Annotated in this window: 22 protein-coding genes and 8 tRNA genes; 13 read left to right on the plus strand and 17 right to left on the minus strand. The window is 43.9% G+C overall.

Features of this window, described 5'->3' with window-relative positions; all coding sequences use genetic code 11:
- The first annotated feature begins 553 nt into the window (after window positions 1–553).
- From IUA53_RS12250 to IUA53_RS12260, 3 genes are read left to right on the plus strand one after another with little or no spacing between them, the layout of a single operon-like run.
- Window positions 554–832 carry a PepSY domain-containing protein gene (locus IUA53_RS12250; protein WP_044056681.1) on the plus strand — a complete coding sequence of 93 codons (279 nt, stop codon included), beginning with the start codon at window positions 554–556 and terminating at the stop codon, window positions 830–832.
- Window positions 832–1,506 carry a response regulator transcription factor gene (locus IUA53_RS12255; RefSeq protein WP_044056680.1) on the plus strand — a complete coding sequence of 225 codons (675 nt, stop codon included), beginning with the start codon at window positions 832–834 and terminating at the stop codon, window positions 1,504–1,506. Before IUA53_RS12250 ends, IUA53_RS12255 begins: the two co-directional genes overlap by 1 nt.
- Window positions 1,503–2,831 carry an ATP-binding protein gene (locus tag IUA53_RS12260; RefSeq protein WP_044056679.1) on the plus strand — a complete coding sequence of 443 codons (1,329 nt, stop codon included), beginning with the start codon at window positions 1,503–1,505 and terminating at the stop codon, window positions 2,829–2,831. Before IUA53_RS12255 ends, IUA53_RS12260 begins: the two co-directional genes overlap by 4 nt.
- Here the strand turns inward: IUA53_RS12260 and IUA53_RS12265 are convergent.
- Window positions 2,828–3,871: an AI-2E family transporter gene (locus IUA53_RS12265; RefSeq protein WP_196897190.1), complete on the minus strand. Its 1,044-nt coding sequence runs from the start codon at window positions 3,869–3,871 to the stop codon at window positions 2,828–2,830. The two genes, IUA53_RS12260 and IUA53_RS12265, sit on opposite strands and share 4 nt — an antisense overlap.
- Window positions 3,872–3,944: 73 nt before the next feature.
- Here IUA53_RS12265 and folX point away from each other — a divergent pair, with 73 nt between their 5' ends.
- Window positions 3,945–4,313, plus strand: a complete 369-nt coding sequence (folX, locus tag IUA53_RS12270; protein WP_044056677.1) for a dihydroneopterin triphosphate 2'-epimerase — start codon at window positions 3,945–3,947, stop codon at window positions 4,311–4,313.
- A gap of 23 nt (window positions 4,314–4,336) precedes the next feature.
- Window positions 4,337–5,251 carry a TIGR01777 family oxidoreductase gene (locus tag IUA53_RS12275; protein ID WP_196897191.1) on the plus strand — a complete coding sequence of 305 codons (915 nt, stop codon included), beginning with the start codon at window positions 4,337–4,339 and terminating at the stop codon, window positions 5,249–5,251.
- 197 nt (window positions 5,252–5,448) lie between these two features.
- Here IUA53_RS12275 and IUA53_RS12280 read toward each other — a convergent pair whose 3' ends face one another.
- Together IUA53_RS12280 and IUA53_RS12285 are read right to left on the minus strand one after the other, a co-directional pair.
- Entirely contained in the window at window positions 5,449–7,971 is a 2,523-nt protein-coding gene (locus tag IUA53_RS12280; protein ID WP_196897192.1) for an ABC transporter permease, read from the minus strand.
- Window positions 7,972–8,670 (minus strand): ABC transporter ATP-binding protein, encoded by a 699-nt coding sequence (locus IUA53_RS12285; RefSeq protein ID WP_044446870.1) that lies wholly within the window; start codon window positions 8,668–8,670, stop codon window positions 7,972–7,974.
- Window positions 8,671–8,685: 15 nt separating this feature from the next.
- On the opposite strand from IUA53_RS12285, the gene IUA53_RS12290 reads away from it, so the two are divergent.
- The 3 genes from IUA53_RS12290 (at window position 8,686) to IUA53_RS12300 (ending at window position 10,646) form a co-directional block, all read left to right on the plus strand.
- The gene (locus tag IUA53_RS12290) at window positions 8,686–9,333 is read left to right on the plus strand and encodes an arylesterase (RefSeq protein WP_044446868.1); all 648 of its coding nucleotides are present in this window, start codon (window positions 8,686–8,688) and stop codon (window positions 9,331–9,333) included.
- 67 nt (window positions 9,334–9,400) lie between these two features.
- On the plus strand, window positions 9,401–9,586 hold the full coding sequence (locus IUA53_RS12295; RefSeq protein ID WP_044446866.1) for a hypothetical protein: 186 nt from the start codon (window positions 9,401–9,403) through the stop codon (window positions 9,584–9,586).
- Between the two features lie 76 nt (window positions 9,587–9,662).
- Window positions 9,663–10,646 (plus strand): hypothetical protein, encoded by a 984-nt coding sequence (locus IUA53_RS12300; RefSeq protein ID WP_044056671.1) that lies wholly within the window; start codon window positions 9,663–9,665, stop codon window positions 10,644–10,646.
- A gap of 293 nt (window positions 10,647–10,939) precedes the next feature.
- On the opposite strand, the gene IUA53_RS12305 is transcribed toward IUA53_RS12300, so the two are convergent.
- The 12 genes from IUA53_RS12305 to gltX form a co-directional block, all read right to left on the minus strand.
- Entirely contained in the window at window positions 10,940–12,214 is a 1,275-nt protein-coding gene (locus IUA53_RS12305) for an amidohydrolase family protein (RefSeq protein WP_044446865.1), read from the minus strand.
- Entirely contained in the window at window positions 12,211–13,647 is a 1,437-nt protein-coding gene (locus IUA53_RS12310; RefSeq protein WP_044449400.1) for an amidohydrolase, read from the minus strand. Before IUA53_RS12310 ends, IUA53_RS12305 begins: the two co-directional genes overlap by 4 nt.
- Before the next feature lie 103 nt (window positions 13,648–13,750).
- Window positions 13,751–14,695, minus strand: coding sequence for a tRNA dihydrouridine(16) synthase DusC (dusC, locus tag IUA53_RS12315; protein WP_044056669.1), 945 nt, complete (start codon window positions 14,693–14,695; stop codon window positions 13,751–13,753).
- A gap of 390 nt (window positions 14,696–15,085) precedes the next feature.
- On the minus strand, window positions 15,086–15,262 hold the full coding sequence (locus tag IUA53_RS12320; protein ID WP_082052866.1) for a DUF1289 domain-containing protein: 177 nt from the start codon (window positions 15,260–15,262) through the stop codon (window positions 15,086–15,088).
- A 3-nt stretch (window positions 15,263–15,265) separates the two neighbouring features.
- A complete protein-coding gene (locus tag IUA53_RS12325; RefSeq protein WP_044446863.1) occupies window positions 15,266–15,478 on the minus strand; it encodes a hypothetical protein in 213 nt (70 codons plus the stop codon).
- Between the two features lie 59 nt (window positions 15,479–15,537).
- Window positions 15,538–16,443, minus strand: coding sequence for a M14 family metallopeptidase (locus IUA53_RS12330; protein WP_196897193.1), 906 nt, complete (start codon window positions 16,441–16,443; stop codon window positions 15,538–15,540).
- Window positions 16,444–16,759: 316 nt separating this feature from the next.
- A tRNA-Glu gene (locus IUA53_RS12335) sits at window positions 16,760–16,835 on the minus strand.
- A 155-nt stretch (window positions 16,836–16,990) separates the two neighbouring features.
- Window positions 16,991–17,066, minus strand: a tRNA-Glu gene (locus tag IUA53_RS12340).
- A gap of 155 nt (window positions 17,067–17,221) precedes the next feature.
- Window positions 17,222–17,297 (minus strand) — tRNA-Glu (locus IUA53_RS12345).
- Between the two features lie 155 nt (window positions 17,298–17,452).
- Window positions 17,453–17,528: transfer RNA gene (locus IUA53_RS12350), tRNA-Glu, on the minus strand.
- Between the two features lie 144 nt (window positions 17,529–17,672).
- Window positions 17,673–17,748: transfer RNA gene (locus tag IUA53_RS12355), tRNA-Ala, on the minus strand.
- Between the two features lie 85 nt (window positions 17,749–17,833).
- Window positions 17,834–19,243: a glutamate--tRNA ligase gene (gene gltX, locus IUA53_RS12360; protein WP_044056666.1), complete on the minus strand. Its 1,410-nt coding sequence runs from the start codon at window positions 19,241–19,243 to the stop codon at window positions 17,834–17,836.
- A 402-nt stretch (window positions 19,244–19,645) separates the two neighbouring features.
- On the opposite strand from gltX, the gene IUA53_RS12365 reads away from it, so the two are divergent.
- From IUA53_RS12365 to IUA53_RS12380, 4 genes are all read left to right on the plus strand, one after another.
- Window positions 19,646–19,721 (plus strand) — tRNA-Val (locus IUA53_RS12365).
- A gap of 40 nt (window positions 19,722–19,761) precedes the next feature.
- Window positions 19,762–19,837, plus strand: a tRNA-Val gene (locus IUA53_RS12370).
- A 32-nt stretch (window positions 19,838–19,869) separates the two neighbouring features.
- A tRNA-Val gene (locus IUA53_RS12375) sits at window positions 19,870–19,945 on the plus strand.
- A gap of 219 nt (window positions 19,946–20,164) precedes the next feature.
- Window positions 20,165–21,799, plus strand: a complete 1,635-nt coding sequence (locus tag IUA53_RS12380; RefSeq protein WP_196897194.1) for a response regulator — start codon at window positions 20,165–20,167, stop codon at window positions 21,797–21,799.
- On the opposite strand, the gene IUA53_RS12385 is transcribed toward IUA53_RS12380, so the two are convergent.
- Both IUA53_RS12385 and moaA read right to left on the minus strand, forming a co-directional pair.
- The gene (locus tag IUA53_RS12385; protein WP_044056664.1) at window positions 21,787–22,314 is read right to left on the minus strand and encodes a GNAT family N-acetyltransferase; all 528 of its coding nucleotides are present in this window, start codon (window positions 22,312–22,314) and stop codon (window positions 21,787–21,789) included. The two genes, IUA53_RS12380 and IUA53_RS12385, sit on opposite strands and share 13 nt — an antisense overlap.
- 119 nt (window positions 22,315–22,433) lie before the next feature.
- Window positions 22,434–23,402 carry a GTP 3',8-cyclase MoaA gene (moaA, locus tag IUA53_RS12390; RefSeq protein WP_196897195.1) on the minus strand — a complete coding sequence of 323 codons (969 nt, stop codon included), beginning with the start codon at window positions 23,400–23,402 and terminating at the stop codon, window positions 22,434–22,436.
- Between the two features lie 335 nt (window positions 23,403–23,737).
- On the opposite strand from moaA, the gene IUA53_RS12395 reads away from it, so the two are divergent.
- Window positions 23,738–25,537, plus strand: a complete 1,800-nt coding sequence (locus IUA53_RS12395) for an ABCB family ABC transporter ATP-binding protein/permease (protein WP_044446849.1) — start codon at window positions 23,738–23,740, stop codon at window positions 25,535–25,537.
- The last annotated feature ends 3 nt before the right edge of the window (window positions 25,538–25,540 follow it).

The following is a 25,540-nucleotide window of genomic DNA, read 5'->3' on the forward strand; positions in this document are numbered from 1 at the left end:
CACCATGAGAAAAAGCCCCAAAACCATTAAAAATGTGGATAACAGCTAATTTGTATGCGGATTGGACAGTCAAAGAAGCGGATTGAAACAGATTGGACAGTCAAAAGTACTCTGTCTAAAAGCGACTCCCTCAACCCAACGCGCCTATTTTCCCTACGCCCAGAAAATTTTTCACGGTGAGGCCAAGCTTGTGACGCAACGACTTAAATTGGACAGTCATAAAATTTGGCGGGTATTGCCTGAGATTGGACAGTCACAAACAGATTGCGACTGTCCAATTTGACCTAGTTAGACAATAATCATGTTTGACTGTCCAATCTGTATGTTTGACTGTCCAACTTTGACAGGTTTTAAAAAACTTTCTCTATTTCGATTAAACTACCCTCGTCAATTAAATGATTATTGTTGTAAAGTTTAGTTGTGCGAGGCTCTGTTTTATATACACTTCATTAGGCTGAGAGTAGACTAAGCATACGAGATTCAGCGTTCATTCAGCTGGTATCATTAATATGGTTAGGGTAAGTAAGCAGTGACATGGGTTTTGAGAGGTTTTATGTTCAAATTGCTTAAATCAAAGGCTATTTTACTAGTGGTTGCTGGCGTATTGTCGGTAGGTACAGCTGCGGCTCAAGAAAAGGAAAAAGACCTGAGTAAGAGCCAAGCGGTAGAACGTGCAAAGCAAGTTGAAAAAGGCCGTGTGTTAAGGGTTGATCAAACCTCAAGAAATTACCGTGTAAAAATGTTAAAAAAATCTGGGCGCGTTGTGTCTGTAGATGTAGATAAACGCTCAGGTAGAGTAAAAGACTCTCAAAAAGGAAGTAGCGAACACTAATGAGAATTCTAATTGCCGAAGACGACAGTCGCTTGTTGACGCAACTCGACACATTACTCCAACAAAATGGATATAGCGTAGATTTAGCAGATAACGGTGAACACGCCCTCTATCAACTTAACGAATTCCCTTACGATTTGGCCATTATTGACATCGGCCTTCCAAAATTAGACGGGTTTGATGTAATTCGAAAGGCCAGACAGGCAGATGTATCCTGCCCAGTGCTTATTCTTACAGCAAGAGATAGATGGCAAGAGAAAGTAGAAGGCCTCGATGCTGGCGCCGACGATTACCTCACCAAGCCTTTTCATAATGAAGAGCTACTGGCCAGGACTAAAGCCCTCATTCGCCGGGCATCTGGCCAAGCAAACCCCGTTGTTCAGTTTGGGCCTGTTGCACTAGACACTGTGGCAGAAGAAATTAGAGTAGACGATGCGCCGCTAGATTTAACCGCCTATGAATACAAAGTCATGGAATATCTAATGCTTAATCCGCAGAAGGTGGTGTCGAAAACGGAACTGACAGAACACATCTACGATCAAGACTTTGATTTAGATAGCAATGTAATTGAAGTTTTCATAGGTCGCCTACGCAAAAAAATAGATCCTTCAGGTGTGTTAAAGCCCATAGACACCTTACGGGGGCGAGGTTATCGGATTAATAGAAACCTATGAGGCAACTTTCTCTTAAGCTTCGTAGCCTTCTTTTTGCCGTCAGTATCCTCGCTATTTTTACCCCTGTCAGCGTATTTGTCCTCGACGAAGCCTATACCGATAGCTTAACCCAAGCGAAAATGAGTGAGCTAAGGCTCATGAATTTGGGTTTACTTTCGGCTTTCGAGTTAGATGGCGATGTACCCTACATGCCGGAAATTTTATACGAAGAGCAACTGAACCTACCAGGTTCAGGATATCTTGGGCTTATCGTATTCCGTGATCAAGTAATTTGGCAGTCGGCATCCGCGTTGGAATATACCCTATCGCCTCCCGATTTAATCACCCAAGTTGGGAATGAGGCTTTTGTCGAGCATTATTCTACGCATTTCGATACTCAAGGTGACTACTTTGCGTATGCTTTCACCGCTGAATTCGCCTCTAGCGCTGATTTTGAGCCTGTTCATTTCTATATTTTCAATGACAAATCACACTTCTCAGAAGAGCGTGGCACCTTCATGTCCACTGTATGGCAGTGGTTAGCAATGTTGGCCTTAGTCCTTCTTGTTTTTATTGTGATTGGTATCAACCTCATTTTGAGCCCGGTACGATCCCTTATTGATGAAATATCACTGACATCGCAAGGCAAGCAGCAGAAGCTAAATAACCGTTATCCTAAGGAATTCACTTCGCTAAAAGCCAGCATCAACGAATTATTACATTCTGAAGCCGCGCAACGGGTAAAGTACAAAAATAGCTTAGGCGATTTAGCTCACAGCTTAAAAACTCCGTTAGCGGTAGCTTTAGGTACCCCTCGCCTGCCAGAGGAAGCGAGTGAATCACTAGGGCAAATCGACCGTATTATTCAGCGACAATTAAAGCGCGCGGGGGCTGGCGCCACGGGTTGGCAAACATCGATTCTCATTGAACCTGTACTGCAAAAAGTGGCCAATGCAATGGATAAAGTACACAGAGACAAGCAAATATCGATTACGCTAGATATTGAAGAACAATCACGGTTTAGAGGGGATGAAACTGATTTGCTCGAGATGTGTGGCAACCTTATCGATAACGGGTGTAAAGCTGCGAAAAACAGTATTTTGGTGACTGTCGCTCGCGATGAAAACTGGCTTTCTATCACCGTAGATGATGATGGCCCAGGGATAGCGCCGGAACAAAAGCAAACATTGTTAGAGCGCGGGGCACGCCTTGATACCTATACAGAAGGTCAAGGCATAGGGATGGCGTTAGTTAACGATTTAATATCCGCTTACGAAGGAAAACTCATTATTGATGATGCGCCACTAGGTGGAGCTAGAATTATAATGAAGTTTCCTATTCACTAAGCAGGCGTAGTTTTCTCGCCTTCGCTAGAAAGTAAAACCGCTAGCCATTTTGTTTCATCTCGCGACTCCAGTGCAATTTTTACCACCATGGTAAGCGGTACCGAAAGCAACATTCCCACCGTGCCCAGTAACCATCCCCAAAAGATTAAGGAAAGAAATACCACTAAGGTAGACAAGCCCATACCTCTTCCCATGAGACGAGGCTCTACCATATTGCCCATGATGGTATTAACCAGCACAAATGCTAATGCTACGAAACCAGCAGACGCCAAGCCGTATTGCACAAAAGCAATAAGTACCGCTGGTAGTGCGGCAATAATAGAACCGATGTTAGGAATAAAGTTAAGCATGAACGCAAGAACAGCCCACAGCATAAAATGATCAATATTCATTGCATACAACGTAATGCCGATAATAAGCCCTGTCCCTAAGCTAACCACTGTCTTGATAGCCAAGTAGCTATTCACAGAGCGTATAAACCTGTCGATATGCTGTAGTTTCATATCTGGGTCGGCAAGAGCGATGTGCAAACGTCGAGGAATGCTGTCTGCTTCAAAAAGCATAAAAATCACTGTTAATAGAATAAGGAAGAGGTTGGAAAGCACGCCTCCCATACCACTGATAAAATTTGTAGCTACCGACATTGCAGTGGCTGGGTCTAGATGGGATGCAATCAGCTCTCTATTAATGTGAATATTATATTGCGCTAATTTTTCTACTATCCAAGAAAACTCAGAATCGAGTTGCGTACGATATTGCGGTAAATTCTCTCTAAACTCGGTTAGCGACTGTCCAACTAAACCTGCGAGTAAGAATCCAAAAACCACAATTAAGAGTATTACTAATGTTATCGATAACCACTTTGGTACCCCAAAGCGGCTTGTCCAATGGATAATAGGGCTACATGCAATAGCAATAAAAATAGAAAGAAAAAACGGCACCATAATAGTGCTCGCAGCTTTAATGCCTGCCATTAAAACAACAAGGCAAGCTAACACTAATAACGCTTTTGCAAACGGCGATCTCAGTTCCATGGACATTTTATGCTACATTCCTAAAGAAAAACTCGACCACTTTACAACGAGTTATAAATAACTACAAACAGAGAAAACTATGACCTTCAATCTAGCAACCATAAAAATCAAAAACCTGAGATTACGTACTTACATTGGAATAAACGAAGACGAGATTAAAAACAAACAGGATGTTGTTGTTAACGTTAAGATAGATTACGACGCAGAGAAAGCGACCAACACCGACAATATGAGCGATGCACTTAACTATAAAACCATCACGAAAGCGATAATAAAATTAGTGGAAGATAATCGCTTTTCTCTTCTCGAAAAACTCACCGCCGATGTGTTAAGCATTGCAGCAGAACATTCATCTGTACGTTACGCTCAAGTAGAAGTAGATAAACCACATGCATTACGATTTTCAGACTCCGTTTCTCTCACCTTATCGTGTAACAAAACAGGTTAACTCTTAAATAGGCGCAACGTGCTATGAATATTTTGATTACCGGTGGAACAGGCCTTATTGGCAAAGCCCTTGTAAAAAGCCTCTCAGGTGAGCATAGTCTGACCGTAGTAACACGAGATATCACTAAAGCTAAAGAGACACTTGATAGTTTAAGTCAAAATTCCCCGGTATCGTTTATCGATAGTATTGATGCTATAGACGACATGGCTCGCTTTCATGCGATAATAAATTTAGCCGGTGAGCCTATTGCTGACAAACGATGGACCACCAGCCAAAAGAAACGTATTTGCAATAGCCGGTGGGACACCACTGCGCAGCTGGTTGCTAAAATCAATAGCGCGTCTTCACCACCACGGGTATTTTTATCTGGCTCAGCCATTGGCGTTTACGGTGATAAAGGAAGCCAAGCGGTCACTGAAGAAACACCCCCACATAGCGAGTTTACACATGAACTTTGTGCAAAATGGGAAGCGATAGCCAATACTGTAGACGGCCACAACACCCGAGTTTGTACGTTAAGAACGGGAGTTGTGCTTGCTAAAAATGGCGGAGCACTAGCTAAAATGGCACTACCATTCAAATTAGGGGTAGGCGGTAAACTGGGGCATGGCAAACAGTTTTTTTCTTGGATCCATATTGACGATATGGTGAAGGCAATTAGGTTTCTGCTAGACAATGATAATTGTCGAGGTGCCTTTAATATGACCGCCCCTGAACCTGTGACCAATTTGCATTTCTCCCATACCCTGGCAAGTAACCTATCACGGCCTTGCCTATTTACTGTGCCCTCTATAGTTATGAAAATCGCCATGGGCGAAAGCTCAACCATGATCCTAAATGGTCAAAACGTTATTCCCGCCAAATTAACTGCCGCGGGATTCACATTTGACTACCCTACCCTGAACGACGCGCTTTCGAACATCTACCGCACAGAATGAACCGGTACTTTTATCGTCGGTATTGGACGCTTTTTGACTGTCCAACTTGGCCACGTAAAATTTATAAAACGACATGTTGGACAGTCATATTCGTTCGATAAAAAACCATTATTGGCAAAGTGAGAGTAGAAAAATGAAATTGGACAGTCAAAGTATATGTGACTGTCCAATTTTGTTTTCAATTTTTTTACCAAGACCTAAACCATTTTTCGCAGCAGCGCAGCAGTGTTTAAAGTAAGTAGTCGCCAGCAACCAAGTGCCCCTAACGTTCCTACTACAAACGCTCCTACAAATGGCGCAATAACCCAATATTCCATATGTAAGCTTGCTGGCATTTGAAATACTGAGGTTTGTAGTAGGAACAAACTTAATTCGTTGGCAAGTGCAGCCATAAAGCCTGCGACAATGCCAATAATAACAAACTCGAAAATCACGCTTTTCCGTATCAGGCTTCCTTTTGCGCCTAAGGTTCTAAGGATTGCTATTTCCTGCTTTCGCTCATCCATACTTGCTTGCACTTGCGCTATCAAAACCAGTGATCCTGCAAATAAAACAAGAACAAGAATGAACTCAACCGCAACAGAGACCTGATCGACAATGTCTCTTAGTTGATTTATACGCGCATCAACATCAAACATTGTAAGCGATGGGAAAGGTTGTAAAAGCGCCGTCAATTTAGCCTTTTCCGACGTAGGCAAATGGAAGCTCGTAATGTAGGTAGGGCTAAACGCTTTCATAGCCGCCGGGTGAATGACGAAAAAGAAATTAGGCTGCATTGTTTGCCAATCAACCTTGCGTAAACTGGTTACTTCAGTTTCAACAATTTCACTGCCCACGTTGAAGGTTAATTTATCACCCAGTTTAATATCAAGGCGTTCAGCCACATCCTCTTCTACGGATACGGGGAAGACCGTGGTGTCTGGCTCAACTGAGGTATCTCCATGCCATTGCCCATCCACTATGATATTTTCTTTTTGCAGAGTATTACTCCAAGTAAGGTTGGCTTCCCTTCCTAACCCTCTACGCCTTTCATTATCAGCATTGTCCTCTTTGGTCACCTCGGTATTCACCCTTTCATCGTTTACCGAAACGAACCGCCCTCTTATTACGGGATAAAATTCTTCAATATTTACGCCATTTTCAGAAAAGTGACTGTCCAACTTATCTTTCTGCGTGTCGGTGATGTTAATTAGAAAGTAGTTCGGTGTGCCTTGGGGAAGCTGAGAGCGCCACTGAGAAACCATATCATTGCGCATAACGAGAACGACTAAGAGCAACATGATTGTTATTGAAAAACTGATTAACTGTACGCTGTTATCCATGGCTCTGCGTTTAATTCTAGCCCATGCTAGTTGCCAGGCGCCCATTTTACCTGCTCCTAACTTTCTTCCTAGCGCAATTAAACCATAGGTAGCGATGAGCAACCCTGCCACCAGGGCGACGCCCGACGAAAACAGAATTAAACTTATCGTAAAATCCTGACTATAGAGAAGCATGAGTAGAAACACAGCCGAGCCAGACGCTAAAAACTGAATACTGCGCGACCGTAAATTTGACGCCATATCCCGCCGAAGTACACGCAAAGGAGGAATAGCAAAAAGCTGCATTAGTGGATAGAGAGAGAACAGTAACGCGCAGGTAGCCCCTGTTATTACTGCAATGATAACCGGTTTCCAATGCCAAATCCCTATAGCGACATCTACCTGATCTGCAAGCAACCACACTACGGCTTGTTGCCCGATAAAACCGATGATAAGCCCAATTGCAATGCCTAATAAGGTTATAAAAATAACTTGTAGTAAATAAATGGTGCGGATAGTTTGTTTTGTTGCGCCCAGTGTTTTCATGATGGCGACAGGGTCGAAATGTCGCTGACTGTATCTTTGCGCGGCAACGGCAATAGAAACAGCGGCAAGCACAATGGCCAGCAGGCTAGCCAGCAAAAAATACCGCCCTGCACGCGCAACTGAGCGACCAATTGCCGATTCATCATCGGCTACCGTCCGCCAACTGTGTAAATCATCTTGCAACTGAGGCTGCAGCCAATCGTAAAAGGCGCTCAATGCATCTCCATCGCCTTTAAAGTAGCTAACATATCGCGCTCTACTTCCCGGCCCAGTTATGGCTGTACTTGCTAAATCGGACAGTCTAATTAACACAATTGGATCTGTATTAAATACACTGAAGCCTGCATCGGGAATATCGACTAGTACTTTGGTTACTGTGAATACTCCATCTCCAATTTCTATCTCATCGCCAAGCTGAATGCCTAGCGACTGAAATAGTCGTGATTGGATCCACGCTTGCCCTGCTTGCGGTAATTGATCCGCAATTTTTTTAGCCCCAAATGCCTGCTCAGCAACGTTTACGTTACCTTTAAGCGGATATGCTTCGTTCACCGCTCTTAAGTCGGCCAATAACATTTCGTCATCATAAAACACCATAGAACGCGCCGTCACTTGCTGGGCGGTATCTAAACCAAGTGTCTGGGCTTCTTTTAACCAAGCCTCATCAATGGGTTTATCAGATCGCAGTTGAGCGTCAGCAGCAATAAATTCAGCTGATCGCGAGGTTAAGGCGCTTTGTAAACGCTCGCTAAAAAGGGACAGCGAAAGCACCGCCCCCACAGACAAAATGATAGCGAGTAAAATTATAGTCAGTTCGCCACGGCGAGCTTCATGACGAAAAAGGCGCCATGCTAGGCTTGAGGTTGTCTTCATTTAGACTACCTCACGGTCTACGGGGTGGGTGGATTGCCTGGTCTCAGATAGCTCACCGGCTGTCATGGTTAACTGACGATCACATTTCGCTGCCAAATGATTGTCATGGGTTACTAACACAAGCGTAGTGCCCTTTTCCCTATTCATTTTGAACAGCAAGCCTTCAACTTTTTCACTGTTTTTTGCATCCAGGTTACCAGTAGGTTCATCAGCAAATAAGATTTTTGGCGAAGTGATAAACGCCCTAGCGATTGCCACTCGCTGTTGCTCTCCTCCGGATAACTGATTTGGAAAATGGTGCGCTCTATGACTTAATCCTACGTCGCTTAAGATATCCATTGCCCGTTGCTTAGCATTAGACAAGCCCGCTATTTCTGCGGGGAGCATGACGTTTTCAAGTGCGGTTAAACTCTGTACCAGCATAAAACTTTGAAAAATAAAGCCAACATGCTGCCCTCTAAATACAGCTCTTTCCTCTTCACCCATAGTGTGGAGGGGCGCTCCGTTCAACCAAATTTCTCCATTCGTTGACTCATCCAAGCCGGCAAGCAATCCTAAAAGCGTAGATTTTCCTGATCCTGACGCACCAATTATTGCAATAGACTCACCTGCCTTGACTTCAAAGGAAATTGGGCTAAGGATCTGAAGTTCACCCTCACTCGTAGAGACTACTTTCGTTACTTTAGATGTTTTAATCATAGAGGTCATCAATTCGTGTTTTATAGTTTGCGCAACATTGCGTTCGTCTTTTTACTTTTAATACCCACATTTGCTCAGTCAGATCAACATGATAGTGATGAAAAAGAGCCTAATGCGAAATTACTGATACTTGGCGATAGCCTATCGGCTGCCTATGGTTTAAGGCAAGAAGAAGGTTGGGTAAGTTTGTTACAAAATACGTGGCGAGACGAGAACATTCCGATTGATATTGTAAATGCTGCGGTAAGTGGTGAAACGACTGATGGCGGATTAGCGAGACTACCCAGGTTGTTAACCCAACACCAGCCCTCCCATGTACTTATTGAACTCGGGGGGAACGATGGCCTACAAGGGCACAACGTAAAAAAAATTAGAAGCAATTTGGTTGCGCTCGTGAAAATAGCACAAGCCGCTGACGCCAAGGTGTTTTTGCAAGATATGCAAATACCTACAAATTATGGCAAACGCTATACCAACATGTTTGGTGAGAGTTTTGACAGGGTTGGTGAAGAACTTAATGTGCCGGTTATTCCCTTTTTCTTGCAAAATATTGCGCTCGACACGTCGTTGATGCAGCGAGACGGCATTCATCCAAATGCAGAAGCACAGGCTTTGATCGCTGAGTTTATGCATAGACAATTAATGCCGCTGTTCGATAATTAACCCGAATTATGTGCTAAACTTACCGACGATTTTGATTTAACTTAGTAACAATCATCGAGGAGGGTTTATGGACGTTTCATCTACCAACGCGACACCCGTGTCTACAGTGGTTCAAAACACCACTCAAGATCCACGACAGCCTATAGAACGCCGACAGGAGCCTTCACAAGAGGTGCGTACATCGTCTGAAGCAAGTGCCTCAGCCCCTTCATCTGATTCTCGTGTGGGTTCAACAATCGACACTTATGTATAAAAACCGTACTGAAGCACAGTAGTATCTTCCGAAGAAGGGCGCATAATCATCTTTAATTCGCATTGGAGATACGGATATGCCCTTACCTCGGTATAAGCAAGTTAATGTAGACGTCACCCCATACTATCACTGCACTACTCGTTGTGTTAGGCAGTCATACTTGTGTGGTTGTGATAATGAAACTGGTAGAAACTTTGAGCATAGAAGAAAGTGGATTGAAGACCGACTTCATTTGCTTTCCAGCTCATTTTCAATAGAACTATGTGCATATGCAGTCATGCACAATCATACCCACGTTGTCCTTTTCGTTAATCGAGAACGGGTCAAAGATTGGAGTGTGAGAGAAGTATTCAATAGATGGCGAAACTTTTATAAATGCCCTCCATTGGTCCAACGCTACTTAGATGATATTGACGATCAAGCATTTAGCGAAGCAGAAGAAAAAATTTTGCTAGAGTATGCTGAAGAATATCGCCGTCGATTGTGCTCTGTCAGCTGGTTTATGCGTCTTTTAAACGAGTACATTGCACGCAAAGCGAATAAAGAAGACGACTGCAAAGGTTACTTTTGGGAACGAAGATTTAGGTCTCAGGCGCTTTTGAATGAGAAAGCGCTAATAGCAGCAATGGCATATACAGATTTAAACCCTGTTCGCGCCAATCTTGCGCCCACGCCTGAAGAATCAGACTTCACCAGCGTGAAGTACCGCATCAATGCTCGTCGAGCAAGAAAATCGCCCTTATTTTTAAAGCCTTTTTCAGGCTGCATTGATAAACGAGGTCGCTCTGCACTGCCTATCACGCTAGATAGCTATTTAAGTTTGGTTGATGAAACCGGCAGGTACGTAAGAAATGACAAGAAAGGAACAATTAGCTCCTCACTACAACCTATATTAGATAGGCTAGAGTTGGAGGCGCCGGCCTGGTTAACGATTTCTTGCCAGTTGGAAGACACGTTTTCAGGCCCGATCGGGACGCCCATTGCTATTGTAGACTTCGCTGAGCAGTGCCAGTACGGGAGAACGCCCAATGTTACCAATGCAACACGGTATTTGATGTGAGCTTGCATCACGTCGAACAGCTAAACACCTCGCTACTCTCTAAAAAGGGCTATTTTCAATAGCCCTTACACCTATTACCGTTGATCACCCTCGCTAAATCAGCTTACTTCTAACCCTTCAATATTCTGTATTCCAATTGCCGATCGCTTTTTTGTTGAATTCGAAATAGGAATGATGAAAAAGAGGAACAAAAAGGGACAGTCAAAACAAAGTTTGACTGTCCCTTTTTACAAACACTTACCTTAAGCTTCCTAGTTGGACAGTCATTACTGAATTAGACTGTCCAATCTGAGTTATCGATAGTAGTAGGAAGGCTTTTTAGCGTCACTTTGCATAAGAGAAAGATATCTGTCTCTTAATTTTGTTTGACGAGACTCCATGTCCACAAATTGTCCGTTGATAATCACCATTTCAGCCGCTTCCGTTACTTCTAAAGGGTCGCCACTCCAAACGACGATATCTGCACGAGCGTCCTTTGCAAGCACACCTATTTGACTGTCCAACCCGAGAATTTTAGCTGGAACCCGTGTAAGGCTAGCGAGACCTGCCTCATAAGAAAGGCCATTGGCAACTGCATTTCCTGCATGTTGCGCTGCTAACCTAATATTATGGGTATCCATACCGATAGCAACTTCAACGCCGGCTTGTTCTAATCGAGCCGCGTTTGCCAACGTTGCACCCATTTGGTCAAACCCGCCAGGTAGATTGTACTCTGGGTCAATGATGACGGGGATTTTCGCTTCTGCAAGCGCCTTTGCTTCACGCCAAGCTTCTACTCCATGAACCAATACGAGATTAATGCTTGGGTGTCGCTTCTTAAACGCAATAACCTGGCGTATGTCAGCAGCACGGTCTGCTTTCATAAACAATGGAATATCACCGGCTATAACCTGTTTAATCACCGGTAAATCTTCACGAGAACTAAGTCCAAACCATGGCGTGGTTGATGTCACATTACTTTTGGTACTCGCCGCTTCGTTGATAACTTTTTCTAACATTACCCATAAAGAAGCGCGGGAGCCTCCTGCCACTTCTGCTCCTTGACCGCCCACGTCAATTGAAATAAAAGCTTGTGACTTTATTACAGGCTCATCACCGTCTAGAGAAATGACAGCACCCTGCCCGTTAAACAGGAAATGCCCCCCCATCATACCGGTTGCCGCAGCTGTCATGCCTTCTAATCGTGTGATCTCAAATAGTGACGAGTCTGGATTAATACCATAACTGACGTCGAGTGCCGCACCTGTTTTAGTAATAGGCGATGTTTCGATACTCGCATCTACCACGCCAGATGAAGAGGAAACCTCAACGAGCCCTAACGACGTCAACGCGCCAATGAACCCTGGGGAAATAACTTTTCCAGAAACATCCACCACCCGATATTCTGAAGGAACTTCTGTTCCCTCAATGACAGAAACAATATTTCCATCACTGACAAGAACACTGCCTTTTTCAATCACTCCCTGTTCACTCATGGTATGAATTTTAGCCCCAACTAATGCGAGTTTTTCTGCATAGGTAGAATGAATGGATAGCATCGCTAATGCTATTACAATTAAACGCTTCATTTGCTGTCTCCTTCACCTACTTGTCCAATTTCAAAATCGCTTACAGGCCAATCTTGCTGAGCGTCTAGAGCGTATGCTAAACCGCCATCAATAAACACACGTTCTGCTTTGGTATAGGTAGAAAACGGGTCCCCACTCCAGAGAACGATGTCCGCTTGCTTACCCGCTTCTAAAGAGCCTGTTTGATCAAAAATTCCTAATGATTTAGCAGGATTGGCGGCTAACCATATCCACGCTTCTTCCTTAGAGATATTTAGCCCGGCTCGTTTGCCATCAGACCACGCTTTTGCGGCTTCTTGATTCAACCTTTGTATACCCAAATCACTGTCAGAGTGAACAATGGCGCATGCTCCGGCGGCATGCACAGCTGGAATATTTTCTCGAATTCCATCGTAAGCTTCCATTTTGAACCCCCACCAATCGGCCCACATGGCTGAGCAAACTTGGTTTTCTTTTAGGGTATCAGCAATTTTGTAGGCTTCCACGGCGTGATGGAATGTTCCAATTTTATAATTGAACTCTTTCATGACATCCATCATCACTGTCATTTCGTCGGCACGATAGCAATGCATGTGTACGAGAATATCACCTTTTAATACCCCTGCGAGTGTTTCTAGCTTTAGGTCTCGTTTCGGTGGCGTGGGGGATTTCCCTGCATCGAAATCACGCTCGTAACGCTCCCACTTACGTATATAATCCTGTGCATCTGCCCATGCTTGACGATACCCAGCTACGTTCCCCATTCTGGTCATAGGGCCGCCTTTTTGACCATAAACACGTTTGGGGTTTTCGCCACAAGCCATTTTCATGCCATACGGGGCGTCTGGGAATTTCATAGATTGCATGGTTCGGTTTGGTACATTTTTTAACACAACTGAACGACCACCGACTAAGTTTGCACTACCTGGAAGAATTTGAAGCGTAGTTACCCCTCCCGCTAGCGCGCGAGTAAACCCCGGATCTTGTGGCCACACTGAATGTTCAGCCCATACTTGCGCGGTAACAGGGCTGGTCATTTCATTGCCATCAGAATGAGACTTTGTCGAAGGAGAAGGATAAACACCTAAATGGCTATGGTTGTCGATGATCCCAGGCGTTACCCACTTCCCTTCTCCATCAATCACCACCACGTTATCAGGTGCAGGTAGCGACTCACCAAGTGGCGTTGTACTCAAGCCTACAATCTTCCCATCAGAAAATAGAACCGCGCCCTTATCAATTTTATTGCCTATTCCATCAAGTATGGTGACATTTGTGATTAACGTTGGTTTGCCTACAATAGGCGTGTACGTACTCGGATATGGATTTTCATTTATAGTGACTTTATCTTTCGGCTTTTGCTCTTTGTTTTGCGCGTCATTACATCCCAACAACGCAATCGTACACATGCAAGCAGCAGCTAGAAATAGCTTACTTGGTTGGACGTTCATGATTTCCCCAGACATATTTAGTTATTTTTAATAACGCAAAATAAATTAGCGTTGAAAACGATTATGCTAAATATAGGGAAATAAACAAGTTTAGTTACTGATACAGTTACAGCGCTATACCAGCGTGCTCTGATAAAACCTTTACAATATCTTGTGATTGCGTGAGCCTGCGAATATCGTTAAATAATAATTCGGCTTCAGGATATTGCCTTTTTAGGTATCCACACCACTGCTTTAACCGGTTAGGATAGTATTTGCCTTTATCTCCAAATATTTCGTAACCGGAATACTGGATAAGCAGTGAGGCCAGATCTTTCCATGCCATGGGCGCTTCATTGTTTTTAATACACAAAGCTAAATTGGGTAAGGCCAAGGCCCCTCGTCCTACCATTAAATTCGTACAATGAGATTCGTCTTGGCATCGTTTAGCATCAGAAGCACTCCATATTTCGCCGTTTGCCACGAGAGGAATAGAAGTGTGCTGCTTTATTTTTGCTATCCACTCCCAATAAGCGGGGGGCTTATACCCTTCCGTTTTGGTTCGCGCGTGGACGACAAGCTCAGAAGCACCTGCCTCTGTTATAGCCATTGCATTATCTACGGCTAAGCTCTTATCCTCGAAACCCAATCGAATTTTAGCCGACACTGGTATATGGGAAGGAACCGCATCTCGAACAGCTTTAACAATATCGTAAAGCGCTTGAGTTTCTTTAAGTAAAACCGCCCCACCCTTGCTTTTGTTTACCGTTTTAGCAGGGCACCCAAAGTTTAAATCTACACCAGGAGAGCCCAACTCTATGGCAGTTTCCGCGTTTTCAGCCAGCCACTGCGGGTGCTGCCCTAACAGTTGCACACGAACGGGAACACCCGAGGGTGTTTTTCCACCATGATGCAATTCAGGGCACAGGCGATAAAATGTTTTCTTAGGCAGTTTTTGATCCACAACCCTCACGAATTCAGTTACACATTGATCATACCCACCTACTCGGGTGAGCATATCTCGCATTAGATGATCAACTACGCCTTCCATCGGCGCTAACATAATTTTCATTGTGTGCTAATTCGCTAGTAGTAAGGTCAAAATTTCGGCGCGAGAGTGTATCAAAATGGCATGTGGGTGACCATGAATATCACGAACTTAAAAGAAAGTTTTCACGTCGCAGTGTGAGAAGCTTCGTTGTCTGCTTTATCCGCCAAACTAAAAGTGACTGTCCAACTTGCTTTGCCAACCTAAAAGTGACTGTCCAACTTGTTTTGACTGTCCAATCTGTTTACTGTCCAACTTGTTTTGACTGTCCAATCTGTTTACTGTCCAATCTGTTTTGACTGTCCAATCTGTTTCAATCTGTTTCAATATGTTTTGGGAAAGTTTAAATGAGGTAACTTGAGTGTGACGTAAGTTTATGTAGAGAGATGGGTAAATCGCTCTCCTGTATCAAGGCTATTGATTGTCGGACTCTAACTGTGTATTTGCATGAAGGCGTGCTAATACATTGGCTTTGTCTTTTGACGAAAGCCCCGCCCAGTTAGCGATTTCTTCCATCGTTCGATGACACCCCTTACACACGTTATCATCGTTTAATTTGCATTGCGCAATGCATGGAGAAGGTATATGCACCGTTTACTCACTCTTAATTTTTTCTGCCTCATTAAGTGCAACAGAGGATTTTATTGTAGTCAACGCTCGTTCGCTAAGCTCTTTATTCGACCAGAGGCATACATAGCACCCATACTTTTCATTGAGGTAACGCTCAAACGCCTCTTCGTCATTACCGTCATAACGAACTAAAGATTGTTTATTCCCATCATAAATCACAGCAGAAAATGTAAACACAAAAAGCCTCCTATTACTGGAGGCTAAATATACATCTAGACGTCTAAACGTTCAAGCGTCTATTTTATGAAGTTTAGTGAAGCACAAACCGCCGCCACTTGCGCGTCGTTACAGTTCTCAGGGGTCGCCTGCTTGCTATCTGGATAAACTTCGGTAGTGGTAACGTACATTGCGTCAGTCATACCTCCGCATAAATAAAGCGATTTCTTGTCGTAACAAATCACGCCTTCACTAACGACTTGCGCACCAATTATCTTGCCATCACTATCTGCTGGGGCGATATGTGTGACGACTTTTACAGCATCTATCACCGCTTTTTGAAAATCGAGTTGGGGGTTTGTCGTATTGGCAACGGTATAGAAACCATCTGGTATGTTCCAATTATCATGCGTCGTTCCATCGCGCGCTGCCAGCGCTGGCCTAAATTCTGAATTATCCGTATCGGTTGTTTCATGTAAATCGATATGAAGCGTAAAGGTCTGTTCTAGTGAAGCAATAAACGCCATTAATTGTGATGATTCGGGCGCTGGGGAGTCTGTGTAAAAGGAACGATTAGGATCAATAGCCAAAGGATTCCATCTATTAATGGTTTCATACCCCCAAGGGCTCACACAAGGAACCACAACTAGGTTTATATCTTTTGCATAGTTCAAAAGGTTATTTCTGATAAATTTAAGCGCTCCTTGTACACCACTTGTTTCGTACCCGTGCACGCCTCCAGTAACCAGCGCTGAGGGCTTAGCGCTGTCGAAGCACTCAGGTACTATTGCGTACAAAGGATAGCGCTCTTCATCGTATGGCAGTGAACCGTATTGCACCACCTTAAACCCTGTCGGGACAATCCCCATAAGTTGTTGCACCACTTCATCATGATAACTACGTTGTACAACCTGTGCTGCTAGCCATAACTCTTTTTCTTTGGTTCCCCATGGCTTTCCAGGAGTACCGATAGCGTAATTTTGCATAGAAACCTCTTAATCGTTGACTGCATGATAGCAGGCGTACACACAGATGTGTTTTTACATTGATGAATTGAAAGCACAATGGCACAAATTATATCTGCGGACGCTAAATTGGACAGTCTAATTATCACTACATTGGATTTAAACTAGCTTTTTGAAACTAGTTTTTGGACAGTCACTTTATTTGTTGGACAGTCACTTTTTTTGACTTTATTTGAAAAAGTCAGAAATTGGACAGTCGAAAAGTGTAAGTGGCTCACCAATGAACTTGATGATAGTAAGACGAAAAAAAACCAGCCAAAAGGCTGGTTTTTTTATATGGCGTCCCCTAGGGGATTCGAACCCCTGTTACCGCCGTGAAAGGGCGGTGTCCTAGGCCTCTAGACGAAGGGGACAGAAACTTGACTGTGAAGCAAAACCTCACTGAACTTCTGTAAAGCTAGATTAATTCGTTACTACGAACCACTATCCTTACTGAAATTTCCGTCCGAAGCTAATACGTTAACTTCAGCCTATTTCACAGTATTAATCGACTGTGACGCGATAAATATGGCGTCCCCTAGGGGATTCGAACCCCTGTTACCGCCGTGAAAGGGCGGTGTCCTAGGCCTCTAGACGAAGGGGACAGAAACTTGACTGTGAAGCAAAACCTCACTGAACTTCTGTAAAGCTAGGTTAGTTCGTTACCACGAACCACTATCTTTACTGAAATTTCCGTCCGAAGCTAATACGTTAACTTCAGCCTATTTCACAGTATTAATCGACTGTGACGCGATAAATATGGCGTCCCCTAGGGGATTCGAACCCCTGTTACCGCCGTGAAAGGGCGGTGTCCTAGGCCTCTAGACGAAGGGGACAGAAACTTGACTGTGAAGCAAAACTTCACTGAACTTCTGTAAAGCTAGATTAATTCGTTACCACGAACCACTATCCTTACTGAAATTTCCGTCCGAAGCTAATACGTTAACTTCAGCCTATTTCACAGTATTAATCGACTGTGACGCGATAAATATGGCGTCCCCTAGGGGATTCGAACCCCTGTTACCGCCGTGAAAGGGCGGTGTCCTAGGCCTCTAGACGAAGGGGACTGAAAATAGTTCTTCGAACACATTGCATTCGAGGTATTTAGAAAGTTGGATTAAGCAAACAAATTAATTGCTCTTTTTCTTACTAAATTTTCAGTCAGAAGTTGTGTTAGCAACTCCAGCCTAAATTTGCTCCAATTTAAAAATTGGTGGAGCCAGGCGGGATCGAACCGCCGACCTCCTGCATGCCATGCAGGCGCTCTCCCAGCTGAGCTATGGCCCCATCATGTCTCAGTCAGTTTTGTGTGACTGTTCCGTGACAGCGGGGCGCATTCTAGGCATCCGCCCCTGTCATGTCAACGGTTTTTTTATGAATTTTCTCTGTTTGCTATAAAAGTAAGCGCTTTGTCGATTCTCTCGCCAACTTTCTCTTTTGAAAGCAAATTAAGGGTAACATCTAAAGAAGGCGAGTTACCTCCACCCGTAGCAGCTACACGTAGCGGCATGCCTACTTTTCCCATACCCACTTCAAGTTCTTCAGCGGTTGCATTTATCGCCGACTGGATACTTTCAGGGTTCCATTCTTCCAGCGCCATTAGTTTATCTTTAACGCGCTCTAACGGACCCCGTGCCACAGGTCGAAGGTGCTTTTTCGCCGCGTTCGCATCAAACGCTTCGTAATCTTGATAAAAGTAGGTAGAAATCTCTGCAAGCTCTTTTAATGTCTTCACCCTGTCCGCTTGAATAGCAATGACAGACTCAAGCGCTGGCCCTGCGGTTAAATCTACATTTAACGTTTCAAAATGCCATTTCGCATGTGCTGCCACTTCACTCGCTGGCAATGTCTTTATATAGTGCTGGTTTAGCCAAATCAGTTTTTCTGTATTAAAGGCTGATGCTGATTGCCCTATGCCATCCAAACTAAAGTGCTCAATCATCTCATCAAGCGTAAACACTTCTTGATCGCCATGTGACCAACCTAGTCGCACAAGGTAATTAAGTACGGCTTGAGGTAAAAAACCGTCATCACGATATTGCATAACACTGACAGCACCATGACGTTTCGACAGCTTTTTACCATCGTCACCCAAAATCATTGAAACGTGAGCATACTCTGGTACAGGAGCACCTAATGCTTCAAGAATATTAATTTGGCGCGGGGTATTGTTGATGTGATCTTCACCACGTACCACATGAGTAATGCCCATATCCCAATCATCAACAACCACACAGAAATTATAGGTAGGCGTGCCATCTGTACGTTGAATGATCAAGTCGTCTAGTTCAGTATTGCTGATTTCGATTTTGCCACGTACATGGTCGTTGATAACCACTTTACCGTCTAACGGGTTTTTGAAGCGAATGACAAAAGGCTGCCCTTCTGGGTGATCCGTTCTATCGCGCCATGTACCTGGGTAGCGGGGCTTCTCGCCACGCTCTTTTTGCCCTTCACGAATGGCATCTAATTCTTCTGCGCTCATGAAGCACTTGTACGCTTTACCTTCATCAAGCAATGTTTGAATGAGTTCTTTATAACGGTCGAATCGGTCCGTCTGATAAATAGGGCCTGTGTCCCACGTTAACCCTAGCCACAACATGCCATCTAAAATGGCTTGTTTTGCTTCTTCTGTAGAACGCTCTATATCTGTATCTTCTATACGCAAAACAAATTCACCACCTTTGCTTTTTGCGTAAAGCCAAGAATATAGTGCGGTACGTGCGCCGCCTACATGTAGATAGCCCGTTGGGCTTGGTGCAAATCGTGTTACAACCGACATGATCACTCTCTATCTTTAATTTAAGTCTAAGTGGGGCGCATTCTACCAGCGTAACGGTTGCGACAAAAGCCACATCATTGACTTGTTGCAACTAATTATTCCGCCACTGGCATTCTGATATCTTTGAAAAGTAACATCGCTTATGAGCCACCAGATGCTTTAACAAACACCTATATTCGGGCCATAAATTGGAGTCCTTGTTTACTGCCGCGCAAAAAGAAAAACCCCTTATTGCTTTAACCGTTACTAAAAATGATGCTCTTTTCATCAATTTAATCAAAATGGCAACAAAATGATTATTTTTCATGCATACGGTAATTTTTCTTTAATTTTATTGTTGACACTATCGGAAGCAACTCTATAATACCGCCCCACTTGCCCAGGCAAGTAAACAAACAAGATGGACGCTTAGCTCAGTTGGGAGAGCATCGCCCTTACAAGGCGAGGGTCACTGGTTCAAGCCCAGTAGCGTCCACCACTCTTCTAGAGCGGATTCTTGTTTGACTTGAAAATTTTATGGACGCTTAGCTCAGTTGGGAGAGCATCGCCCTTACAAGGCGAGGGTCACTGGTTCAAGCCCAGTAGCGTCCACCATTTCATACAGTTTTCAAGTACAATTCTTTTATGGACGCTTAGCTCAGTTGGGAGAGCATCGCCCTTACAAGGCGAGGGTCACTGGTTCAAGCCCAGTAGCGTCCACCATTCTTCTGTCTTATTAAAATTCCTTAAAACGTTAAACGCCAATCACTGTTTCAACAACTTCGTTGCGAGCCACAGTCGTGTTCAATAAACAAATTGGACAGTCAAAATACCTTTATTCGCTCAGAACGCCAATTTAATGTCATCGTTTTTGGTAACGCTCGGCTTCTGCGACTAAACTTATTATATCGAATACGCTCTATTTTCCACTACGGAAAGGTTATGAAACCGAACATTGCGAAACGAGCACGGGTACTAGTTGCTGAAGACCAAGCTTTAGCGAAAAGCCATATGAAATATGCCCTTGATGAGCTTGGGTTTGAGCATGTGGATTATGTTGTTAAGCCTACGCAAGCACTCAATGCGTTAAGTCAGCAACATTATGACGCTGTAATTTGTGCCTACGACTTACGCGAAGATCATGGCGGTTATTGCCTGTTCGAAACCCTAAAAGCGCAGCACCTAGTTCCCCTCACCACTGGGTTTATTTTCACAAGCGCTGACACCAGCCCAGAAGCAGTACATGCCATTGTAGAACTACAGCCCGATGAGTTTCTTGCGAAACCTTTTTCAGTAAACCAGCTTGAAAAACGGCTATCAAAAGTTATTGCGCGCAAAATGGTGTTGAACCCTATCTATCAGTATATGGATGAAGGTAACCTAGAGGGTGCTCTGATGGCCGTAGAAGCATTTATTTTAGAACCTAAATATGCTGAGTATTTTCCTTTAGCGCTAAAGGTAAAAGGCGATCTATTACTTTTGAGCAAGCGATATGATGAAGCAAAGTCATTTTTCCAAGGCATCATTAATGTACAAGAATTTGCCTGGGCAAAATACGGGCTCTGTAAATCCTTGGTCAACTTAAAAGAGTTTGAGGACGCCGAGCGGGCTATATTAAGCCTAGCGCTAAACTTAGAAAGTAACCTTGCCTCCTATGATTTACTTGCAGAATTAAAAATTCGAGAGGAAGCATTTGATGATGCCCTTGAGTGTATCAATATTGCTCGAGAGGTTTCGCCAAGAAACGTAAAACGGCATCAAACCGCTATGGAACTCTCTCGTATTACTCATGATTATCAAGAGCAATTTGATAGTGCGAGGAAAATTGTCCGGTACGCTAAGCAATCCATTCATGAGTGCGCAGAGCACTATTTAACTGCTGCCCGCGCGGGGGTAGATTTTGCCATGACGTCATCCCCTTCAGAGGTATCTCATATTGTTCAGCAAACCAACGACTATTTGCGAGAATTGAAAACCGCCTACCCCAAAGAAGATGTGGCGCAACAAGTTCATGTTATTAATGCCAGAATTTGCTATTTACAAAATGACAGTGAAAAAGCCAAAACGATGATGGAATCCTTAGATTACAGGCATTGGGAAGACAAGCCCACGGAAGCCCTTATCGATTCAGCAAAAGCCTTTCACGAAGTGGGGCTGCAAGGAAATGCCCTAAAGATACTTGAAGTATTAGAACAAAAGCTAAGTGACAGTGACAGTGACAGTGACGAGCCTAATCTTGTTTCATTCTATATAAAACAAGAAAAACGTGAGAAGGCGTCTATACCCTTAAGCCCCAAAAGCCTGAACAATGCCGCCGTGCTGCATTATCAACAAGGCGATTTAGCCAAGTCATTCAATACCTTTTTACAAGCCTACCAAGTGATGCCTAAAAATCCGGCCATCGCCTTAAATTTATTGCAGGCAATAACGATGCGCGCAAAGCAAGGTCAGCCACGAATAAACAAAGTGGTCAGTTTGGTTAAGCGCTGTCGCACAACGATTGAAAGTTCAGAATTAACAGAAGAGCAAACACAGCGCTATAACAATATGAAAACCGTCCTTAATCAGGTTGCGTAAACCACGACGTTTTCGTGGAACAGGTTGTCTTTATATTCTAGTTCGTGGCTAAACGTCATACCTAAATTTTTCATAACTTTGATTGACGCTTTGTTCGCTGGGTTAGCAATGGCGGAAAATTTATCGATGCCAGTTAAATATAAACTGTCTTTCACTGTTTTCGCGGCTTCTGTCGCAAAACCCTGCCCCCAACTCGAACGCTTAAAACGCCAGCCTAATTCAATATTATCTGTTTCTGGTGAGTGGGTGAAAAAGCCAAACGGACGAACTAAAATCCAGCCAATACTATCCCGAGATTCTGTGACTTCTACTCGCCATAATCCCCAACCTAGCGCTGGGTTAGAGAAAGCTTGAACCCGGGGTATAAAAATATGGCGTATATCTTCTCTGCTGGAAGGTTTACCACCATTGATGTAGCGCATAACCGCTTCGTCTTGGTCAAGCTCCCACAAGAACTCAACATCCTTTTCGGTAACGTAGTGATAAGATAACCGCGCACTATTTCCTATATGCATATACTTCCTTTTATCGCAAATTTAGCTTTTATTGTTGTTTTTGTCGGCGTGGCGAACGCCTTATAGATCGCCATTTAAGGTTAGCGCCTAACCTTTATTTTTGTTGCGTCTTTAGCCCGTTAGCCCCCTAACATAGCAAGGTGCGTGGTTGCACCTGTATTACCATCATGTAGATAATGGGCTTCGTGCTTTTGACCTAAACATTCTATGAGAAATTGCTTAAGGCCTGCCACGTCGCCATCTGCCAACAGATGGCGCATATCAATGCCATGCTCACTGAATAGACACAAATGCAGTTTGCCATTTGCTGCAACCCTAAGTCGATTACAGCTTTTACAGAAATCTTTACTGTAAGGCATGATAAGACCTATCTTTCCCGCGTAATCAGGATGAAAAAACTCTTGCGCTGGCCCGGCGTCTTTTCGTTTTACTATGGGTTGCCAACCTTGTGCTAGCAGCGTTTGCTTAATGGGCCCGCCACTTTGATGCTGCTGATTGAAAAACTGTGGAAGGTCCCCCGTCTCCATTAACTCTATGAACCTAAGGGTCACTGGCATCTCTTTTAACCATGCCAAAAAACGGTGAAGGCGAGCGTCAGAGAAGTCGTTCAGCAATACCGTATTAACTTTGACATCAAGGCCCGCATTTGCAGCTGCATCAAGCCCTGCGAGTACCTCTTTTAATTTATCTTGCCCTGTAATAGCAGCGAATTGACGAGGATCTAAGCTGTCTATGCTCACATTAACTTGATGTAAGCCAGCGTCTTTCCACTGTTTGGCATGAGCAGACATTCGTGCACCATGGGTTGTCATGGCGATACGCTCAATACCCGGAGTTTGCGCCGTCAAATGCAATACATCTAAAAAGTCACGACGAAGGGTAGGCTCTCCACCGGTAATTCGCACTTTAGACGTGCCTAACTGCGCAAAGGCAGATAATAAGGTTTGAATTTCATTTACGGATAAAAAGCTATCACTAGAAGGGCCTTGATAGCCATCAGGCAGACAATACTGACACCGGAAATTACACGCTTCCGTTATCGACAAACGTAAATAATGAAATTGTCTTCCAAAGCTATCTACTAACAAATTTTCTCCTACACTCAGCGTTATGCGCGTCTGTTTTCATTCACGCACACCCTGTAGTGTACTTGTGCGCGCATCAGATTGAAATGATCTGCAATGTATATTTAAGAATGAATTGTTCTCTTTCTATTTTTAACTCTCCACCAGGCTTTCAAGTACGGACATGACACGCTTGTTAATTAAGAGGTTCGGGGCACTGAGCCCTCTTGACGCCTGTACATACGAAAATTATGTATATTTTAAACGCATTCTCTCATTACGGCGTAACAGCTTAATGGGTTCTATCCTGTTAACATTAACGCTTCTACTTGCCGTTTAACAAAGAGTCATTTCAATTCATGCCAAGACGCCATAACACAGTGTACGATAATGCCCCGGTAAAGTGGCATGTGCTGAAACAACTGCGCCCTTATTTATTGGAGTTTAAACGGCGAGTTGTACTTGCCCTGCTTTGCCTGGTGGCCGCAAAACTCGCCAGCATTGGGTTACCTTATGTGTTGAAGTACACGGTAGACAGCTTAAATGGCGATTTAACCACCCTTGCCCTGGCAGTACCCATCAGCCTTATTGTGGTGTACGGCACCTTAAGGTTACTCAATGTGCTGTTAGGGGAAGTGAGAGATACCTTGTTTGGTAGAGTCACCGAGCGAGCTATGCGTCGCATTGGCCTAAACGTATTTAAACATCTACATAACCTCGATTTGGGTTTTCATCTCGACAGGCGTACCGGCGGTTTATCAAGAGACATTGAGCGAGGCACATCAGGCATTAGTTTCTTAATGCGGTTTATGGTGTTTAACATTGTGCCTACCCTGCTCGAAATTGGGCTTGTGGTAGGCTTGCTTCTGTTTCAATTTGGTTGGTCATTTGCGTTTATCATCATTTCCAGTGTAATTTGCTATGTGGCGTTCTCAATGAAAGCCACCGACTGGCGCACTCGATTTGTTCAGCAAATGAACGAGGCCGATTCCACCACTAATTCCCGTGCAGTCGACAGCCTACTTAATTTCGAAACAGTTAAATATTTCAACAATGAAGCCTTTGAGGCGAACCGATACGACAACGATTTAGCCCAATGGGAAGTGGCAAGGCGCAAAAATCGATTATCTCTCTTCGCTCTTAATGCAGGCCAAGCCAGTATTATTGCCACTGCCATGACAGCAATGATGGCCAATGCCGCATTCGGCGTAATGAACGGCGATATGACGATTGGTGATTTTGTGCTCATTAACGCCTTCACCATGCAAATTTTTATGCCGCTTAATTTTTTAGGCTTTGTATACCGAGAAATAAGGGGTTCACTGGCTAACATTGATAATTTATTTTCACTACTCGCTCAGCGCCCGGCCATTTCTGATAAACCTGATTCACTGGCGCTCACATTAAAAGGCGGTGTTGAAAATGCGACTGTCCAATTTGAGAATGTACATTTTAGTTATCATGACGCGCGGCCTATTTTAAATGGCATTACCTTTCAGGTTGAAGCGGGCAAGAAGGTGGCCATTGTCGGCGAAAGTGGCGCAGGCAAGTCCACCATCATGAAGCTACTTTTTCGCTTTTATGAACCCACGAGGGGCACCGTATGCGTGAATGGTCAGGATATAAGCCAAGTCACCCAAAACAGTTTGCGAAGTCATATTGCTATTGTGCCCCAAGACACCGTTCTCTTTAACACCACATTGAAAGACAACATCGCCTATGGAAACCCTAACGCCACTGACGAAGAAATTATGCATGCAGCATCACTTGCCCATTTAAACCACTTCATTGCTCAACTTCCTGATGGCATAAACACAAAAGTGGGTGAACGTGGCCTTAAGTTATCCGGGGGAGAAAAACAGCGCGTAGCAATTGCAAGAGCACTGCTAAAAGGCGCGCCCATTATGATATTTGATGAAGCCACATCGTCATTAGATAGCGAATCGGAGCAGGCCATTTTAGCTGCGCTACGGGATGCCGCAAAAGGCCATACCAGTTTAGTGATTGCCCACCGGCTCTCTACAATTATTGATGCTGACAATATACTGGTGATGAACAAAGGTATGATTACCGAACAAGGCACACATAGCCAACTACTGCAAAAGCAAGGTGTATATGCCAAACTATGGCACACGCAGCAGTCAACTCGAAAGCGCTAATAT

It is taken from the genome of Alteromonas sp. B31-7 (genome assembly GCF_015767655.1).
GTDB classification, from domain to species: domain Bacteria; phylum Pseudomonadota; class Gammaproteobacteria; order Enterobacterales; family Alteromonadaceae; genus Alteromonas; species Alteromonas australica.

Coding starts and splice junctions, on each gene's coding strand:
- IUA53_RS12250 (WP_044056681.1), top strand. CDS start 554: ATGTTCAAATTGCTTAAATCAAAGGCTATTTTACTAGTGGTTGCTGGC.
- IUA53_RS12255 (WP_044056680.1), top strand. CDS start 832: ATGAGAATTCTAATTGCCGAAGACGACAGTCGCTTGTTGACGCAACTC.
- IUA53_RS12260 (WP_044056679.1), top strand. CDS start 1,503: ATGAGGCAACTTTCTCTTAAGCTTCGTAGCCTTCTTTTTGCCGTCAGT.
- IUA53_RS12265 (WP_196897190.1), bottom strand. CDS start 3,871: ATGTCCATGGAACTGAGATCGCCGTTTGCAAAAGCGTTATTAGTGTTA.
- folX (WP_044056677.1), top strand. CDS start 3,945: ATGACCTTCAATCTAGCAACCATAAAAATCAAAAACCTGAGATTACGT.
- IUA53_RS12275 (WP_196897191.1), top strand. CDS start 4,337: ATGAATATTTTGATTACCGGTGGAACAGGCCTTATTGGCAAAGCCCTT.
- IUA53_RS12280 (WP_196897192.1), bottom strand. CDS start 7,971: ATGAAGACAACCTCAAGCCTAGCATGGCGCCTTTTTCGTCATGAAGCT.
- IUA53_RS12285 (WP_044446870.1), bottom strand. CDS start 8,670: ATGATTAAAACATCTAAAGTAACGAAAGTAGTCTCTACGAGTGAGGGT.
- IUA53_RS12295 (WP_044446866.1), top strand. CDS start 9,401: ATGGACGTTTCATCTACCAACGCGACACCCGTGTCTACAGTGGTTCAA.
- IUA53_RS12300 (WP_044056671.1), top strand. CDS start 9,663: ATGCCCTTACCTCGGTATAAGCAAGTTAATGTAGACGTCACCCCATAC.
- IUA53_RS12305 (WP_044446865.1), bottom strand. CDS start 12,214: ATGAAGCGTTTAATTGTAATAGCATTAGCGATGCTATCCATTCATTCT.
- dusC (WP_044056669.1), bottom strand. CDS start 14,695: ATGAAAATTATGTTAGCGCCGATGGAAGGCGTAGTTGATCATCTAATG.
- IUA53_RS12330 (WP_196897193.1), bottom strand. CDS start 16,443: ATGCAAAATTACGCTATCGGTACTCCTGGAAAGCCATGGGGAACCAAA.
- gltX (WP_044056666.1), bottom strand. CDS start 19,243: ATGTCGGTTGTAACACGATTTGCACCAAGCCCAACGGGCTATCTACAT.
- IUA53_RS12380 (WP_196897194.1), top strand. CDS start 20,165: ATGAAACCGAACATTGCGAAACGAGCACGGGTACTAGTTGCTGAAGAC.
- IUA53_RS12385 (WP_044056664.1), bottom strand. CDS start 22,314: ATGCATATAGGAAATAGTGCGCGGTTATCTTATCACTACGTTACCGAA.
- IUA53_RS12395 (WP_044446849.1), top strand. CDS start 23,738: ATGCCAAGACGCCATAACACAGTGTACGATAATGCCCCGGTAAAGTGG.